The sequence below is a fragment of the Nonomuraea cypriaca genome (genome assembly GCF_015645445.1).
Taxonomy (GTDB): domain Bacteria; phylum Actinomycetota; class Actinomycetes; order Streptosporangiales; family Streptosporangiaceae; genus Nonomuraea; species Nonomuraea cypriaca.
The window spans coordinates 1-16,302 of the sequence record NZ_JADOGI010000051.1 but is presented as its reverse complement, the minus strand read 5'-3'; the positions used below and the strand labels follow the sequence as shown (position 1 = coordinate 16,302).

The window sequence follows — 16,302 nt, the reverse complement described above, 5'->3', positions numbered from 1 at the left end:
GTCACGGCTCGGTTCCGGCCCACGCCTTCTTGTGGTCTTCGGACCGCAGGCGGGCCTGGGCCGCGGCGGCGGGCGTCACCGGCTCCGCTCGCCAGCGGCCGAGCGTGTCACGCAACCTGCCGACGAAGTGCGTGCCCGCCTCCGTCAGCGCGCCGCTGTCCAGGAGCGTGCCGGTCACCTGGTACGCGGCCTCGCGCCACCGGGCGAACTCCACCTGGGCGTGTGATCGGTGCTCGGGCTCGCCGGTGTGCCGCCGCCAGAAGCCGGCGACGCCCGCGTGCGCGTACGCGCCGTGCAGCAGGCCGAAGGCCGGGCGCGGGTCCGGGCGCCACGGCGCGTAGTAGCGGCGCCCGTCGTCGGGGATGATCAGCTCCACCACCTCGCTCAGGGCGTTCAGCTTGGCGTGCTGGAGCTCGTGCGCCAGGGTGAGCGCCATGCCGATCCCGTCGGCGGGGTCGGACAACGCGATCGTGCCGAACGTGTCCCGCGCCGAGGCGCTGTGCGCTTCGAGCGAGGGGGTGACGACGGGGGTGAGCACGGAGACCGCCGTCGCGATCTCGCCGCCCACCGTCAGGTGGCGGGCCCGCAGGATCTCCCATGCCTCGCGCAGGCACGCGAACCACCGCTGCCGTCGCCCCTCGGTGAGGCGCTCGTCCACGTCGTCGCCCGGCCACCGGTACGGGTCGAGGTCGTCGATGGTCATCACCACGTCCGGGGCGAGGGTGACGCGGTGCAGGACCCGCCAGCCCGGCCCGTCACGCGACAGGTCGATCCGGCGTACGTGACCGCCGGCACGCAGCTCCGCCCCGCCCCCCACCGGTTCCACGGACACCGTGGCCACCTCGGGAACGTCGCCGGGCAGGGCCAGCAGGCCCAGCGAGGGCAGCATCAGCTCGCCGCCGGCCACCGGCGTGTCCAGGCGGCAGGCCGTACGCGTGCGCACCGCCGCGGCCAGGGCGACGGCCGCCAGCCGGCCGGGATCCGCGTCGCCACGGCAGGTACGCAACGCCCACGCGCCCACCGCCGGATGGCGCAGGCACCGGCCGACCTCCTCCGGCGCGCCGGACTCCAGCTCCGACAGCACCTCGTAGGCGCGGGCGGCCAGGCCGGCGTGCGGGTGCCCGGTCCGCTGGGCCTCGGCGACGAGCAGGCGTACCAGGAGGCGGTGTTTGCTGTCCTCGGCGGCGCGTAACTCGCCCACGGCCTGCGCGCCGCCGCCGCCCGTGGCCAGCGTGGCGAACGCCGTGCCGGAGATCCGGTGCGGGGCCCTGCCGCTCATCGGGCTCATCCGCCTCCCCGGAGCCTGGCCATGTCCCGCTCGCATCGCGCGCCGATGTGGTTGATCAGCCGGTACAGGTCGGGGCAGTAGACCGACGGGCCGCTGAAGCCGGTGGCCGCGTTGTAGCGGTGGGCGTACAGGCCGCCGCCGCAGGTGGAGACGATGGCGCAGCGCCGGCACGTGGGGGAGAGCGCCAGCTCTCCCACCTGCCGGGCGGCGATCGCGGGATGCAGCAGCGCCTTGTCGAAGGGGTCGCGCAGGATGTGCAGGCCGCCGGTGGCGGTGGCGCCCTGGTAGGTGCTCTTGAGTATGTCCGACTGCTCGATGCCGCCGTCGGTCTCGATCACCACCATGCGCACGGGGGACAGTCCGATGGTCTCCGCGCGTGAGGAGCTGCCCATCAGTTGCCGCATGATCTCCCTGAAAAGGCGGATCTCGGTCTGCAGCACGGGGCTCTCGTACCAGAGGTCGAAGATCTTGATCAACCAGTCCGCGTACGGCGTCGCCGCCGAGCCGGGCTCGCGGAACGGCGGCGGGGACGTCCAGTTGCCGTGCGGCAGCAGGAAGTCGATGGCCGGCGGGTCGAACTCCAGCAGCGCCTCGTACGTGCGCACCGGATCGTTGCGCACGTCGACCGTGCACAGGATCCCGCTGAACAGGTGATGGTACGGCCCCGAGGTCAGCCGGTGCAGCGACTCGCTCACCAGGGCGTGGCTGCCGCGGCCGTCGGCGAAACGGCGGTGGCGGTCCTGGCCTTCGGCGTCCCCGTCCAGGCTCACCCCGACCCGGATCTCCAGCGACTCGAACAGCCGCAGGAAGTCCTCGTTGAGCCGTACACCGTTGGTCTGGATGTTGACGTTGACCCTGGTGCCCGTGTTCACCGCGCCCCGCACGCCGCGTACCAGGCGGGAGATGAGGTCGGGGCCCGCAAGCAGCGGTTCGCCGCCGTGCAGGATGACGTCGATCTCCGCGAGGTCGTGGGCGGAGGCGTGCTCGGCGATGCGCTCGGTCACACGGTCGGCTACGGCGTCGGACATCCTGCGCGGCTGGTCGCGCCAGCTCTGGTCCGCCATCTCGTACACGTAGCAATGGCGGCAGGCGAGATCGCAGCGGCTGTGGATCTTCAGGATGAACTGCTGGAAGGCCAGTGGTCTCCAGCCACCGGCCAGCAGCGCGTCGACGTCGAGGAATTCCGGGAACCCTTGGGTGAGCAGCGGTTCCGAATCAGGGCTTCCTAACAACGGCTACCTCTTATGCGTCGTGCGCTCCATGGCGTCGCCACTCGCGTGGCGAGGAACGCTGGACCCCCTCGCGTCTATCTCTCCATGACTTCGCGAACGAGTCAAGATTTATGGCGATAGGCGCGAATTTCTTCTTGGTAATACAGCAACTCCTCGAAAAAGAGGTACAACTGGTCGAGTTCGGGAATGACGGGGAGCCAGTCGTAGGCGCCCAGCCCGTCGCGTTCGAACGGGGACAGCAGCCGGGCGGCCGCCCTGAGCTCGTTCGGCGTGATCGTGCCCGGCGCGAGCTGCTCCAGCCCGCCGCGGTACGCCCGCGCGAGCGGATGTGACAGCCCGCGTACGCCGAGCGCGGCCAGCACCGTCTCGGCCGGGTGCTGCGACCGCACGCCGGCGGCCAGCTCAGGCGCTCCCGGGTTGGCCAGCGCCACCAGGACGCGCAGGTCGGGCGGAAGATCGCGAAGGGTTCGCGGCGGCCGCTCCAGCTCCGCGAGGTGCTGCCTACGCGCCAGGAGCATCAGCACCTCGGGGATCCGCTCGCGCATGCCGAGTTGCACCTCCTCCACACAGTCGGCGGGCGTGCGCTCGGTCATCGCCAGCCGGCGGCCGAGCGCCTGCCGGACGAGCGGGAGCGGCTCCATCAGGATGGCGTGGACCAGCGCCCCAAACCCCCGGTCGGGGTCCTCCGTCCAGGCGTAGGCGAAGCGGGCGGCGGGGTCGGCGGCGTCCCGCTTGGCGTGCGGCCGCAGCTCTCTGGCGAGCTGGTCGAGGTCGTCCCTGGTCTCGAGCCCGGTGCGGGCGCGGCGCAGCCTCATCGTGGCCAGCCGGCCGCCGGCGTAGACCATGAGGCCGCTGCCGACCACGGTGCCCGCCAGCAGCACCCCATTCATGATCTTCGTCGTTGAGATCTGGACGGCCACGAGCGCAGCCACGGCGACGGCGACGCTCACGACCAGCAGATAGAGGTGCAGATGCCAGTCGTGGACGACACGCCGGCGGGCCTTGATGAAGCCGGCCCAGTCCGTCTCCGTCCGATCCGCCCTGACCTGGTCGATGCGCTGGGTCAGCTGGGCGCGCCTGGCCCGCCAGCCGGAGGTCGCCGGCTCCTGGAGCTGCCTGGCCGCCTCGCCGAAGTCACGGCTGAGCGCGGCCGACTCGCCGCTCCGCTGGGAGCTGAGCACCTCCAGGTACGCCCTGAGGTCGCGGACCGCCTCGCTGAGCTGGGCCGGGTCCGACGCGGGCCGGTTCGGGGCGGCCAGCGCCGAGCCGATCTGCCGTACGAGCTCGTCCAGCCCACGGGAGAAGGCCGGGGAGCCGTCGGCGACCAGCACCGTGTGCACCACGCCGCGCAGGGCGGACAACACCGGCGGGCTGACGTAACCGGTGACGACGAGCGCCGTGAGCGCGGCGCGGTTCTTGGGCAGCAGGTCACCGCCGGGGGCGACCAGCTCGACGGCGTTGGCCACCTCGTCGTCGAAGAAGACCGCCTCGCTCAGCTTGATGACCGCGCGCGGCGCCCGCCGGTCGGGGAGCTGGAACGCCGTCTCCCCGACCCGCGCGGCGTCGAGCCCGGCCGCCAGCAGCCTCGCCTCGACGAGCATCCCCAGGTCGGCCAGCCCGGGGGCGTGCTGGTAGCGCACGGCGGTGGCCGCGACCAGCTCCGCGTCGATCTCCATCTCCTCATTCGCACCGGCCGCCTCGAACGCGGCCCAGGCGAGCTGGAGCAGCAGGCGGACGTTGCCGCCGCTGTGTCGCAGCAGCTCCAGCAGGCCGCCGTCGGTGATCGGCCAGATGCCCGCGCCGGGGTCCTGGCGGACGGCCTTGACGTAGACGTGGAGCACGAGCCTGGCCTCGTGGGGTTCGAGCGGCAGCAGGCTGTGGGCGCCGGGGCCGATGCGCTGGTGCAGGTCAGGCGGCATGGCCTCCCATCCCGCCACGCTGGCCACCAGGAGCAGCATCCCGCCGGCCCGCGGGATCACCTCGACCAGGCTCTGCAGCAGCCCGAGGTTCGCCGGCACCGGCACCCCGTCATCGAGCAGGAACTTCTCGCACTGGTCGAGGACCACCGCGAAAGGCCGCCCGCCGCGCGTCATCAGCGTGGTCAGGAGCTGCAGGCCGTACCTGCACGTCTCGGGGTCGTCGATCCGGCCGCCGACCCCGAGCGCGCGGGCGGTGTCGGGCGGGATCGACCGGCCGCACAGCCAGTCGTAGGCGGCGTCGGAGAACTCGGGCCTGACCAGGTACGACAGCGCCCGCTGGAACCGCTGCGCGTCGCCCGTCACGGCGGCGATCTCCCTGGCCTGCGCCTCCAGCACCCGGCCGCCGTCGACCAGGTGGTCGGCGAACAGCTTGAACACCCGGGCCGGGTCGGCCCCGATCGCGGCCACGACCTTGCTCCTGTCCTCAGGAGCGCCCGCGTCCGCGGCCTGGTCGCCGGCCAGCGTGCCCAGATAACGCAGGATCGCGTCCGTGAGCAGCGGCTGCGAGAGCTGGCACACCAGGCGCCGGTACGCGGCCACGAAATCGTCGTCCTGGAAGCGTACGTAGAGCTGGACCGCGTCGGGGTCCTCCCGGACGAGGCAGGCCATCAGGTGGCGGGCGGCGTGAGTCTTGCCGATGCCGTGGGGGCCGTACAGGCAGCCGACGCCGCCGGTGCGGGTGGTGGCGTTCCTGAACGCGCGTACGTAGTCCACGGCCAGGCGCTTGGCGTCGCGTACGCCAGCGAGCAGCGCGGTCGGAGTGTGCTTGGCCCAGTCGAGCAGCACGTCGGCCGGAACGCTCTCCTCGGCGCTGGAGGTGCCCCGGGCCGGGAACGGGTTGCGGGTGGGGTATTCAGGCATCGAAGCCTCTCGTTCCATACCATCGCTCGCCCTGCCACATCTTCAGCCGTAGCCACTTCCCGCGGATGCTCAGGTCTTCGTTGGGCCACGGATCGTCCCTGTCGTACTCGCTGAGCCGGACGTCGAGCAGCACGCGGAGATGGTGCAGGGCCTCGCCGATCGTGTACGGCCGCCCGTTGAAGACCTCGCGCACGGCCTGCGGATCGAACGGGACGGGCGGCCGGCCGGTCCACCGGTGCTCGGCGAGGGCCGCGATCTGGGTGGGAGTCAGCGTGGGCAGGTCGACGATGTGCCCGCGTTTGGCGAACTCCTGCCGGTCCGTCTCCGTGAGCTGGACGGTGTCCGCGTGCCGGTAGTCGTCGACGGTGAACACCACGAGCGTGCTCGTGTTCTCGAACACCTTGGTGCTCTGGGTGATCAGCTCCTTGGTGGCGACGCCTTCGTACCGGATGCCGAAGCAGATCTTGTGGCCGGCGTCGGCGAGCGTGCCCGCCGCGTACTCGGCGATGCCCTGCAGGTCGTAGTCGTCCAGCGGCGACTCCCGCGGCCTCCTGCTCAGCTCGGCGAACATGTCGGCCAGGTCAGGAGGGATGGCGACGTGGCACTGCCGCATCTTGTTGCGCAGCCAGAGCAGGGTCGAGCGCAGCGTCTTGTAGGCGTCGTGCGTCATCTCGCCGGCCTCCGGTGAGTGCGTGAGCAGCATGCAGGGGGCCGGGTGAGCGGCCCTGGCGAGCTTGTAGAGGTACATGACGTGGTTGGCCAGGGACGTGCGGCCGCTGTTGCCCACCCCGTTGATCAGGAAGAACGCCGGTCCCTCCGCGCCCACGGCCCGCTCCACGGCCTTCTTGATCGCGGGGAGGTGGACGAAACCCTCGAGTTCGAGCAGTCGCTCGTGGTCGGTTTCGCGGGTGAGGGGGTCCAGAGGCTGGGTGGAGTAGGGATTTCCGGACGGGAGGCCGTACAGGTCGTAGCGGACGTTGGCGGGGTGCGCGGGGTGCATCGCGCTCACCCGCCGATCACGGGCGTCCGGGTGGCGGAATTGGTCATGGCCGAAACACGCGGATCGACGTGACCCCGGAATTCTCGCCGGCTGACCGGCGCATTCGAGAGCGTCGCGATATCGGCCATGGTGTCCCTCCAGCAAGAGGATGCATCCTCTACGCCTCGTAATACGAGGGGTTATCGAACTGTGATGACGGTGCCGTCAGCCTTTTCCTGTGACGTACGCGTCGAGCTCGGCCAGATAGGCGTCCTTGAGGTGCCTGGGCAGCCAGGTGATCTCGAAGGCGTTGCGTTCGAGCTGGGCCAGCTCCGCCTCGGTGAGCTGGAGCGCGTGCTGGAGCGCTTCGAGGTTCTCCAGCACGTAGCCGTCGAAGTAGGCCGGGTCGTCGGAGTTGATCGTCACTCGTACGCCGAGGTCGAGCAGCTTGCGGATGCCCTCGGCCTTCATCGAGTCGGTGACGTAGCCGTTGGAGATCGGGCAGCAGGTCAGCCCCATGCCCCGGGCCAGCACCAGGTCCACCAGCCGCTGGTCCTCCAGGATGTTGACGCCGTGGTCGATCCGGTCGACGCCGATGTCCTCGACGGCCTGGCGGATGTGCTCGATAGCGTCGTCCTGGTCGACGTCGCAGTGCATGGTCAGGAGGTAGCCCTCCTGCCTGGCGCGCGCGTAGACGGTCGCGAACTTCACCGGCGGATTGCCCCTCTCGTCGGAGTCGAGTCCGACGCCGGCGATCCACTCCCTGTACGGCAGCGACTCCAGCAGCGTGGCCATCGCGTACTCGGCCTGGAAGTCGCGCAGGAAGCACATGATGAGCTGGGCCCGCACCCCCAGCTGCGCCTGCGCGTCCATCAGCGCCCGCCGCAGCCCGCGGATCACCACGTCGAACGGCACCCCGCGCGAGGTGTGCGCCTGCGGGTCGAAGAAGATCTCGGCGTAACGCACGTTCTGGGCGGCGGCCCTGCGGAGGTAGGCCATGGCCAGGTCGTAGAAGTCGGGCTCGGTGCGCAGCACCCGCATGCCCTCGTAGTAGATCTTCAGGAAGGAGGACAGGCTGTCGAACGTGTAGGCGGCCCGTATCTCCGCCACCGAGGAGTACGGCAGTTTCAGGCCGTTGCGACCGGCCAGCTCGAACTTGAGCTCCGGCTCCAGCGTGCCCTCGATGTGCAGGTGCAACTCGCACTTCGGCAGGCCGGCGATGAACTCTCTCACGTTCTTCACCTTAGAAGACGATGTGCGGCTTCGCTTCAGAAGGCGATGTGCGGCTTCGCTTCAGAAGACTATGGCCAGCCCGAGCGCGAACAGAGCGCCGTACGCCATCTGCAGCTTGCCCGTCTGCTGCAGCACCGCGATCAGCGCAGGACCCACGGCCTTGGCGAGTACGGTCCTGATCGGGGTGATCGCCAGCGGCGCGGCCAGCAGCACGAGCGCCGCCCACGGCGTGACCGGGATCATCGCCGGCGCCACCAGGAACGGCACCACCTGACACGCCACGTAAAGCGTACGCGTGCGGTCGGCGCCCAGCACGACTGCCAGCGTCCGCTTGCCCGCCTGCCCGTCGGTTCCGACGTCGCGCAGGTTGTTGACCACGAGCATCGAGCACGACAGCAGCCCCACCGGGATCGACGCGACGAGCGCGGGCCAGCTCAGCTGCTCGGTCTGCACGAACGCCGTGCCCACCACGGGCACGACCCCGAAGAACACGAACACGGCCGGCTCGCCCAGCCCGTGATAGCCGTACGGGTGCTTGCCACCGGTGTAGAACCAGGCCGCCGCGATCGCCGCCGCGCCCACGAGCAGCACCCACCACGCCTGTGTGACCAGGACCAGGACCAGCCCCAGCACCGCGGCCAGCGCGAAGCAGCCGAGCGCGGCGGCCAGCACCTGCCGCGGCGTGGCCGCGCGCGAGCCCACCAGCCGCATCGGGCCGACCCGCTGGTCGTCGGTGCCGCGGACACCGTCGCTGTAGTCGTTGGCGTAGTTGACGCCGATCTGCAGGGAAAGCGCCACGAACAGTGCCAGGATCGCGCGCCACCACACGAAGCCGTCCTCGCCGATCGCCACGCCGGTGCCGACCATGACGGGCACGACGGCGTTGGGCAGCGTGCGCGGGCGAGCGCCGGCGATCCACTGGCCAGGGGTTGCCATCTCGTTCCTCTAGCCTCTAGCTGATGTCGGTCGTGAGCCTGACCATACGGATCGGGCGGCCCATGTCGAGCACTCTTTCCGCCATGTCCTCGCCCCAACCGGCCGACTCCAGGAAACCGAGCACCGCGTGGTTGTCGGCGAAGACCCAGGTGACGATCTGCTGGAAGCCGTCCTCGCGCAGGTGGTCGACGGTGGCGTTGAGCAGGCGGCTGCCGTGCCCGCGGCGGACGAAGTCGGGGTCCACCAGCAGCGTCAGCATCTCGGCGACCACGGTGGGGTCGAGATCGGGGTCCTCGGCGGGGGCATGGGAGGCCAGGCCGACGACGCGTTCGCCGCCGCGGGGAGTGGTGAGGGCGGCGCTGCCGCCCGCGCCGAGGGCGGGGAAGCCCTCGGTGTCGAGGATGGTCTCCACCGCCACCAGCACCCGGTGCCTGGGCGTGGGCGGGGCGACGATCGCCTCGTCCCACTGGCGCAGCCACATCTTCTCCGCCGCCGCCCCGGTCATCTGCTCAAGGGGCCCCTCGGGGAGAAACTCCCGGTAGCCGTAGCGCCAGGCGCGAATCTGGGTATTCGCCACCTGGAGCACATCCTCGCGCCGGGCCGCCCGGACGCCTACGTCTGCCATCTCGGCCCGCTCCTTCGCCTGCTGTCCATGCCACAAGGCACGAGTTACACCGTATCGGTGTTTGACCCTTGGAGACGACGCGAACCCCGCTTCCTCGCCCGGTAAGGGCGTGTCTCGGTAGAGGTGCCGCATAACGCCCTGAAACGCCACAAGCGGGACCCGGCGATGCTTGATGCGTACGGCGGATCCAACTCGCCCAGGCCCTCCTGGGCGGGCCTGGCGGTTGCGGCAGTACTGGTCCGCGTTGCCATCACCCAGCGCGCCCGTACTTGAAAGCCGTGACGCCGCCGCGCAGGATAGGAGTGGAGGTGTCACAACATGGCGGACCTCACGATCCCAGAGGGCGGTTTCTGGCCGGCGCCGGAGATCCCGCAGCCCAACATCTATCCCATGGAATGGCGAGTCGAGACGGAGAAACTCGCCGCCATCTACGAAAAGTCCAAGCGCGTGGTCTGGAACCCGGCCGACCTGCCCTGGGACGGCCTCGATCCGGCGGACTTCACGCGGGAGCAGCGCCTGGGCATCATGTACTGGTTCGCCGTCCTGGCGAACTTCGACGCCTCGGGACCGGCCGTGTTCGCCCGCGCCACCATCCAGGCCTTCGAAAAGCACGAAGAGGACCCGGTCAGGAAGTGCTTCTTCTCCATCACCCGTGACGAGATGAACCACGAGGAGTGCTGTCAGCGCACCATAGCCAAGCTCTGGCCCGGAGGCCCGCTCAACTGGGCCCCGTCCGACGATCTGGAATCAGCAGCGCACAACAACATCGGCTGGCTCTACCACAACGGCGGCCGCTACTGGAACGGCTACACCTCGGCGGTCGGAAAGTATTCACTCCCGGTGCTCTTCACCAGCTTCATGATGGGTGAGATGGCCGCCTCAACGCTCTTCAGAGGGATGGCCTCGGGCACTCATCACCCGGTCTTCAGCGAGATGTTCCAACGCATAGGCCGAGACGAGTCCCGCCATCTGCAAATCTGCATGACCATTCTGGAAAACGAATGGCCTGGCCTCACCGACGATACGCGTATCCTCATCACCCGCCAGCTCAGAGCCGGTTTCGTCTTCCTCAGCATGATCCTCTGGGAGCCTCCTGAAGGCTTCTGGGAGCTCCCGCCGTACTTCCTGCACAACCACCGCGTCCTCATGGACCACGCCAGACAAGCGGGGCTGGGCGTGTTGTCGTACGACGAACAGGCCGAGAACTGGCGTGTGGCCATGGCCAGAATCCGCGCGATAGTGGAACGCTGGGGCATCGCCTTTCCCGCGATCCCGGAGCTGGACCTGGAGGGCGTACAAGTCGACTTCATCGACCCGGAGGACATCATCCCCGTCTTCTAGCGGCTTCTAGCGGTCCAGAAGTCATGGGGATGGCGGCCGGGCCGGAAGCCTTGAGCCTCGACCATCGCCGCCGCGTCGGTGAAGCCGTACGCGATCGCGGCCGGGCTGTGGGCATCGCTCCCAAAGGTGACCGTCTGTCCGCCTTCGTCGCGCCACCAGCGAACGATCTCCGGACAGAACCGCCTGCGCGTGTTGACTTCCAGGGCCCGGCCGCTGTCGGCGAGCGCCCGCAGGGCATGACGGAATTCCTCCTGGAACGCGTTCGGATCGAACGGCCCGCCCTGCGCCGGCCAGGTGCGGATCGGTAGTCGATGTGGGCGAGCACTGCGGCTCGCCCAGTTCGACTCCGCTCATGATGCGAAGGCCCCGGAAACCGATCGCGGCACCGCTACACGCACTCCAGATACCCGTCAACGTTGAGTTTCGGCGGAGCCACCGTTCCTTCTGATGTGACGAACACCTTGAGATGCTCATGTTCATCGAGGTCGCCGGCCCGGGTCAGGCCGTGAAGTCCACGTGCTCGGTGAACGCAACCGCGGGAAGACCGATCTCCACCGCCCGCGCGCAGGTCCGCTCCATCGCGCCGTCCGGCGCATCCCAGGACCACTCGCTGTGCACGTGACCACCCGCGGGCAGCGCCACGATCTCCCCTTTCGGCCTCCCCTTTCGGCGCCGAGCGACACATCCACGAACCCACGACGTCGCAACCTGCACCCTAATACGGCCCCGGCACCATTCCTCCGACTCTTCCAACGGGCCTCCGGCCCGCTGCGGTCTGGAGCTCGCACCTGGGTCCCCGATGACCACCCGCAGCCCTGTGCGCTTACGGTGCGCCGCCATCTGCCGCCCTGTACATGTCCGGCGCAGGAGCCGGAAGGTTAACGTTCCTCTATGTGGCCCCGCATGGACGGACTCAGAGTGCTGGAACTAGGCACTCCCGGCAAGCTGCGCACCTTGCTGACCGACCTGACCCTGTCCGGCAAGAAGACCGCTACGGCGGGCCTCCTGGACGTGGACTACCACGCCGAGGGCGAGGAGCTCGAGCACGTCGGTGAGCACCTCATCCTCGTGGACGACGCGGGAGCGAACGCGGCCGAAATCGAGGTGACCGGCGTGGAGCTGACGCCATTCGCGGAGGTCACCTGGGAGTTCGCCCAATCTGAGGGTGAAGGCTACGTCTCGATCGAGGACTGGCGGGACAGCCACCGCCGCTACTGGTCGTCAGCCGAGGGATATGAGGTGGAGGACACCACGACGGTGGTCTGCCTGTGGTTCCGCATCGTGAGTCAATCCGGCCACCGTTCCTCGGCCGCGACGTAGCTGCCGCGATGCGGGACGCTGAAAACCCATCCCTGCTCACGCAGGAGTGCCACGGCCCTGCGTACGGTCTCGCGCGCGGCACCGTACTGCCGTACCAGTTCGACCTCGCTGGGAATCGGACCGCCGGGGTCGAGTTCGCCGGTTGAGATGCGCTGCCGGATTTCTTCGGCGATATGCCGATAGAGCGGCGTCTGGCGCCCCCGAGGACCGGTCTCGCCGGGAACGCTCACAAATGTGCCTTCTCCTTGGCGGGTGTGGACGATCCCCTGATTACGCAGCACGCGAATTGCCCGGCGCGCGGTCGTGCGGGCCACGCTGAACTCTCGCTGAATCTCCGCCTCGCTGATCACGAGATCTCCCGGAGAGAGCTCGGACACGATGCGTGACTTGAGGACTTCGCTGATCTGAAGATAGAGGAAGGTGTCACCCTCGCGATCCAGCACCCGCCAAGGATATCCAGCGGACCAGACCTTGCGGGCCGCTTAAGGATTCTTGCTCGTGCGCCACTTCTCGGGAGGTTCCACAAAAGAGCCCCGATAAGGAACGGTGAAGACCAGGCCCTGTTGCCTGAGATGCGCGACGGCCTGCCGTGCGGTCACCTTGGCGACGCTGTATTGCCGCATCAATGCTTTTTCCCCAGGGATTGCCCTGTTGGGTGGAATTTCGCCGTTCTCGATACGTGTCGCGATCTCTTCGGCAATCTTCTGATAGATCGGCATATTCTTTGGCGATCGCGGCGTGTCTGGCTGCCCGACGAACGTGCCTTCGCCTTGAACCGTGTACGCCAACCCCTGCTCGCGTAGCTCCCGCGCCACCCGACGGGCGGTGGTGCGCGCGATGTCGTAGTGCTTCTCGAGCGTGGCCTCGCTCGGTACGGGGTCTCCCGCTTTCAGCTCGCCGCGTTTGATCTGGTCGCTGACCAGGTCGGCGACCTGCTTGTAGATGGGCACGGGTCCTTCGCGATCCAGCACGTTCGGAGTATAGACGAAACCGTACATGCCTGCTCAAAGTAGACGTATTGAAGGCGTATGGATACGTTCTCTAGACCAAGAGATACGGGTGCGCTATGGTTCTCGCATGAGCTGGGAAGTGGGTGACTATCACGGCCATCACGTACCGGCCGAAAACGACACGCCCGACCTCGAATGGGCCCCTGAAACGCCCAGGGGCAACCGGGTCCGCGTCCGTGACTACACGTGCGAGTGCAAGCCGATCGTGTACGAGTTCTGTCAGGCGGGTGGGGTGTCGTTCATCCGTAAGATCACCCTGATTGACGGGGAGGTGACCGTTGTAGAGTTTTCCAGCAGGTCCGATGCCACCGTGCGAGCTGTCTGGTTCCAGTTGTGTGCCGATGCCGGCCACCCGCCCGCGGGGTGCCCAAGGTGCAGGGACCTTTCCCATCGTCACCCGCCCGATCACCTGCCACGCCACCATCGCGCCCACGTCACTTGAGCCGACCCGCTATGTCCGGCACGCACTCTTATCATCGAGTGGGCTTTGGGTCTTGCGGTAAAGGCTGCCAATAATGTGTCCGGATGGGCGCGTTATGCAGTTGCCTGTGCGCATTGGCCCAGGCCTCACCCATCACCCATCTGACATTTATGCGACCCGCGCGTTATCGTAAATGTCTCATATCTGCACCGGCTTGGTGTGCGTTGCCCACGCCTTGGCCGGGCCACATGAAGGAGATCGCGATCATTGGTGAAATGGTGACGGCCACCGCACGCTCCTTCGACGACGCAGTGAATCGAAGGACAGCCGGGCGATGGCCGCACACAACAGTGTGGCACCCAGCCGTTGGCTGGTGCGGCGAATGTGTGATTGACGCCCCGGTTTTGTCGCGCTCCATGAGTGCGGCAACGACGTCGGCATTGACGGTGATTGGCCTTTGCCGACGAGCTTGGTGAGCGCATGGACGCTGTGGTGGATAGCGTTCGTCCGACAACCCGGACATGCCGCCCGCGATCGTGACCGACGAGGGGGACTCGTCCTGCGCGTGGTCCCAGGTGAGGCACTCGGGCCGACGTTTCCGAATGCGATTCACCTGGAATCCGCGCGAACGCACGGACACGGTCCCGAGCCCCTCGTAAGGCACAGGACCGCGCCACGACGAGTAGTGGCCGGCTGACGTCCATAACGGCCTACCCGCGCGATTAGGTTCTCATGGTCGTTCCTTGGGAACCTGCTGTTCGGAGCTATACAGGGGATCATTCCTTTTGAGTGAGGGTGCGTTTATGGTCTTAGGTGGCACCGGTTTGGGTAGGGATGCGGCGCCAGGCCGCGTCGGTGACGATCAGGTGGTCGAGAAGGCGGAGCCCGACCGTGTCGGCGGCCACGGCGAGTTGGGCTGTCGCCTCGAGGTCGGCCTCGCTTGGTTCGAGGGAGCCTGCTGGATGATTGTGGGCAAGCCCGAACACGGCACCCCCCGAGGTGAGCACTTCCGTGACCACTTCGCGGATGGGCAGGACCGTGTGGTCGGACCCGCCTTCGGTCAGCACCAGGCGCTTGAGCACCCGGCCGCGGGCGTCGCACACCACCATGACCAGCCGCTCCCGCACTCGGCCTCGCAGTAGCGGAGCGCACTGGTTGGCCAGGTCAGACGTGCTGGTTATTCGTACGCGCTCGGGCCACGCCTCCGCCCGCCGTACGAGATGAAAGGCCGCGGCCACTCTCGCGGCCTTGGCCGGACCCACACCGGGCACGGTCAGTAACCGATGTGGGTCGGAACGCCCGAGCCCATCGAGATCTCCGCAATGCTCGATCACTTGAGCGGCCAGTTGCAGGGCACTCCCCCCGCGAAATCCGGATCCGAGCAGTACGGCCAGCAACTCCCGATCCGCCAGGGCACCGGCGCCGCTGGACATGAGCCGTTCGCGCGGCCGGTCGCGCTTGGGCAGGTCTTTGACTCGCATCGGCAACCTCCGCAACCGTTCTATCAACGGGCACCGACAACCTCGGGACCTGCGCGTTCATGGTCGAAGCCGATTGCCCCATTCGTAGCCGCACGCGCGAAAAGTCAGCCAGAAAAAAGGCCGGCGGATGAGTCGACCCCAAGCTGAGCAGCGCCTCGGCGAGCTCATGGAGAGCCGGGTCGTGTGGCACGGACAGCCGGGTCGTGCGGCAGGGACAGCCGCGAGCCCGGTTGTGTGGTCGGGACAGCCCCGAGCCTTTCTGAGCCCCCATCGGGAGATGGAGGCAGGGCATGCGTCGGCAAGGACTTGATCGCTGTACGGGCCGATCGGTCGTGAATGCCGGGCCGGAGGTGGGCTCCGGGCGAGGAGCCGGGCTCGCCCGGAGCGTTCCGTCCTAGATGGGCATGCTGTACGTGACCCGGAACCGATCGCCCGGGATGACGATGTCGCTCGTCTCGACGGGACGATCGCCGGCCCAGTGGGTGCGTTCGACGTGCAGCACGTTGACACCGGCCGCCAGATCCAGCGCGTCGCTCTCCGCAGGCCGGGGGACGCGGGTTTGTACGCTCTCGACGATCTCGGTGATCTTTATGCCGTGCGCGTACATCCTCGCGACCAGACTCCGTCGTTCCTCCTCCGTATGCGGCGTGAACTCCAACGGCTCATAGGAGGTGGCGAGTTGGAGCGGTCTGCCGTCGCCGCGGAAGACGTAGTGGGTCTTCGTGAGCGTGGTCGACTCTTTGAGCCGCAACCGTCTGGCGATGTCCGGACCGGCTTCGGCCGGCTCGCTGTGCCAGTCCCATGTCACGCGCCTGCCCTGCGACTGCAGGTCAGCCGCGAAGGGGGCAGGATGATCAAGGAAGCGCCATCGATGCAGCGGTGTTAGGTCAGGGCGTTCCCTGACGTAATGGCCCGAGCCCACGCGGCCGATGATGAGGCCCTCGCTCGCGAGCACGCGTAGGGCGTGCCGAGCAGCGGTCTCGCCGACCTGATACTTACGGGTCAGCTGCGCCCGTGACGGAATGGGCGCGCCGGGGGGAAGGGTGCCGTCGGTGATCTGTCGCCGAATGTCTTCGACGACACGCAGGTAGACCGGATCTGAGGTGGCCACTAGTCCATCCCTGGGGGTTCGTGTGAGGCGTTGCCCCATGTTGCCGTATTCGGCAGGTAACCGACCGTCATCGATGACCGTTGGAGCCCCAACTTTGCGCTAGCGGAAAATTATCGGAGAAACCCTGTAACGCCGATGTAAGGCCTGCCGATTCTCCGGTAGAGGTCGTCGATGTGTGTACCCCCGAGCACATATCGGCGGCCTCTTCCCATGCCCACCTCCTGGGCGGGCAGCGATTCCGGCCGCCTTGCTGACGTGGTTGGACTGTGCTTGAGGGGTACGTGGCAGTCTTTGCGATCTTCTTCGGCGCCACGCCTGTGACCGTCACCAGTTCCACGGACTCACCCTCGGCCACCGGCCTCAATCTTTCACGATCTTGAGTGGGTCTGTTCCGCCTCTGGTTGATCATGGTTTAGGGCGCCGTCAGGGTTGACGAGCATGCCGGAAGCCCGGCGGGGCGCGCCGGTATGGGCCCTGGTGTCCCC

16 protein-coding genes are annotated in these 16,302 nt (G+C 68.0%); 3 read left to right on the top strand and 13 right to left on the bottom strand.

From position 1 onward, the window contains the following. Position 1: 1 nt before the first annotated feature. From ITP53_RS18670 to ITP53_RS18640, 8 genes are all read right to left on the bottom strand, one after another. Entirely contained in the window at positions 2-1,279 is a 1,278-nt protein-coding gene (locus tag ITP53_RS18670) for an HEXXH motif domain-containing protein (protein WP_195896684.1), read from the bottom strand. Positions 1,280-1,284: 5 nt separating this feature from the next. Continuing rightward, positions 1,285-2,520 (bottom strand): FxsB family cyclophane-forming radical SAM/SPASM peptide maturase, encoded by a 1,236-nt coding sequence (locus ITP53_RS18665; RefSeq protein WP_236050962.1) that lies wholly within the window; start codon positions 2,518-2,520, stop codon positions 1,285-1,287. Between the two features lie 101 nt (positions 2,521-2,621). Beyond that, entirely contained in the window at positions 2,622-5,360 is a 2,739-nt protein-coding gene (locus tag ITP53_RS18660; RefSeq protein ID WP_195896683.1) for a hypothetical protein, read from the bottom strand. Continuing rightward, a complete protein-coding gene (locus tag ITP53_RS18655) occupies positions 5,353-6,369 on the bottom strand; it encodes a hypothetical protein (protein WP_195896682.1) in 1,017 nt (338 codons plus the stop codon). Before ITP53_RS18655 ends, ITP53_RS18660 begins: the two co-directional genes overlap by 8 nt. Next, positions 6,366-6,488 carry a hypothetical protein gene (locus ITP53_RS59325; protein WP_268961075.1) on the bottom strand — a complete coding sequence of 41 codons (123 nt, stop codon included), beginning with the start codon at positions 6,486-6,488 and terminating at the stop codon, positions 6,366-6,368. The genes ITP53_RS18655 and ITP53_RS59325 overlap by 4 nt, the downstream gene beginning before the upstream one ends. A 76-nt stretch (positions 6,489-6,564) precedes the next feature. Then, positions 6,565-7,572, bottom strand: coding sequence for an adenosine deaminase (locus tag ITP53_RS18650; RefSeq protein ID WP_195896681.1), 1,008 nt, complete (start codon positions 7,570-7,572; stop codon positions 6,565-6,567). A gap of 60 nt (positions 7,573-7,632) precedes the next feature. After that, positions 7,633-8,508, bottom strand: a complete 876-nt coding sequence (locus ITP53_RS18645) for a 1,4-dihydroxy-2-naphthoate polyprenyltransferase (RefSeq protein ID WP_195896680.1) — start codon at positions 8,506-8,508, stop codon at positions 7,633-7,635. 16 nt (positions 8,509-8,524) lie between these two features. Then, positions 8,525-9,133 carry a GNAT family N-acetyltransferase gene (locus tag ITP53_RS18640; protein WP_195896679.1) on the bottom strand — a complete coding sequence of 203 codons (609 nt, stop codon included), beginning with the start codon at positions 9,131-9,133 and terminating at the stop codon, positions 8,525-8,527. Positions 9,134-9,451: 318 nt separating this feature from the next. Here ITP53_RS18640 and ITP53_RS18635 point away from each other — a divergent pair, with 318 nt between their 5' ends. Next, complete coding sequence (locus ITP53_RS18635) at positions 9,452-10,474, top strand: hypothetical protein (protein WP_195896678.1); 1,023 nt, start codon at positions 9,452-9,454, stop codon at positions 10,472-10,474. A gap of 498 nt (positions 10,475-10,972) precedes the next feature. Here ITP53_RS18635 and ITP53_RS56110 read toward each other — a convergent pair whose 3' ends face one another. Beyond that, positions 10,973-11,116: a PHP domain-containing protein gene (locus tag ITP53_RS56110; protein WP_207756106.1), complete on the bottom strand. Its 144-nt coding sequence runs from the start codon at positions 11,114-11,116 to the stop codon at positions 10,973-10,975. Positions 11,117-11,377: 261 nt separating this feature from the next. Here ITP53_RS56110 and ITP53_RS18625 point away from each other — a divergent pair, with 261 nt between their 5' ends. After that, positions 11,378-11,794, top strand: a complete 417-nt coding sequence (locus ITP53_RS18625) for an ASCH domain-containing protein (protein ID WP_236050961.1) — start codon at positions 11,378-11,380, stop codon at positions 11,792-11,794. Here ITP53_RS18625 and ITP53_RS18620 read toward each other — a convergent pair. Then, positions 11,761-12,237 carry a GntR family transcriptional regulator gene (locus ITP53_RS18620; RefSeq protein WP_195896676.1) on the bottom strand — a complete coding sequence of 159 codons (477 nt, stop codon included), beginning with the start codon at positions 12,235-12,237 and terminating at the stop codon, positions 11,761-11,763. The genes ITP53_RS18625 and ITP53_RS18620 overlap by 34 nt on opposite strands. 39 nt (positions 12,238-12,276) lie before the next feature. Continuing rightward, positions 12,277-12,792: a GntR family transcriptional regulator gene (locus ITP53_RS18615; RefSeq protein WP_195896675.1), complete on the bottom strand. Its 516-nt coding sequence runs from the start codon at positions 12,790-12,792 to the stop codon at positions 12,277-12,279. A 79-nt stretch (positions 12,793-12,871) separates the two neighbouring features. Here ITP53_RS18615 and ITP53_RS18610 point away from each other — a divergent pair, with 79 nt between their 5' ends. Next, positions 12,872-13,246 (top strand): hypothetical protein, encoded by a 375-nt coding sequence (locus ITP53_RS18610; RefSeq protein WP_195896674.1) that lies wholly within the window; start codon positions 12,872-12,874, stop codon positions 13,244-13,246. A 788-nt stretch (positions 13,247-14,034) separates the two neighbouring features. On the opposite strand, the gene ITP53_RS18605 is transcribed toward ITP53_RS18610, so the two are convergent. Together ITP53_RS18605 and ITP53_RS18600 are read right to left on the bottom strand one after the other, a co-directional pair. Continuing rightward, entirely contained in the window at positions 14,035-14,706 is a 672-nt protein-coding gene (locus ITP53_RS18605; protein WP_195896673.1) for a JAB domain-containing protein, read from the bottom strand. 394 nt (positions 14,707-15,100) lie between these two features. Continuing rightward, the gene (locus ITP53_RS18600) at positions 15,101-15,817 is read right to left on the bottom strand and encodes a GntR family transcriptional regulator (protein ID WP_195896672.1); all 717 of its coding nucleotides are present in this window, start codon (positions 15,815-15,817) and stop codon (positions 15,101-15,103) included. Positions 15,818-16,302: the final 485 nt, after the last annotated feature.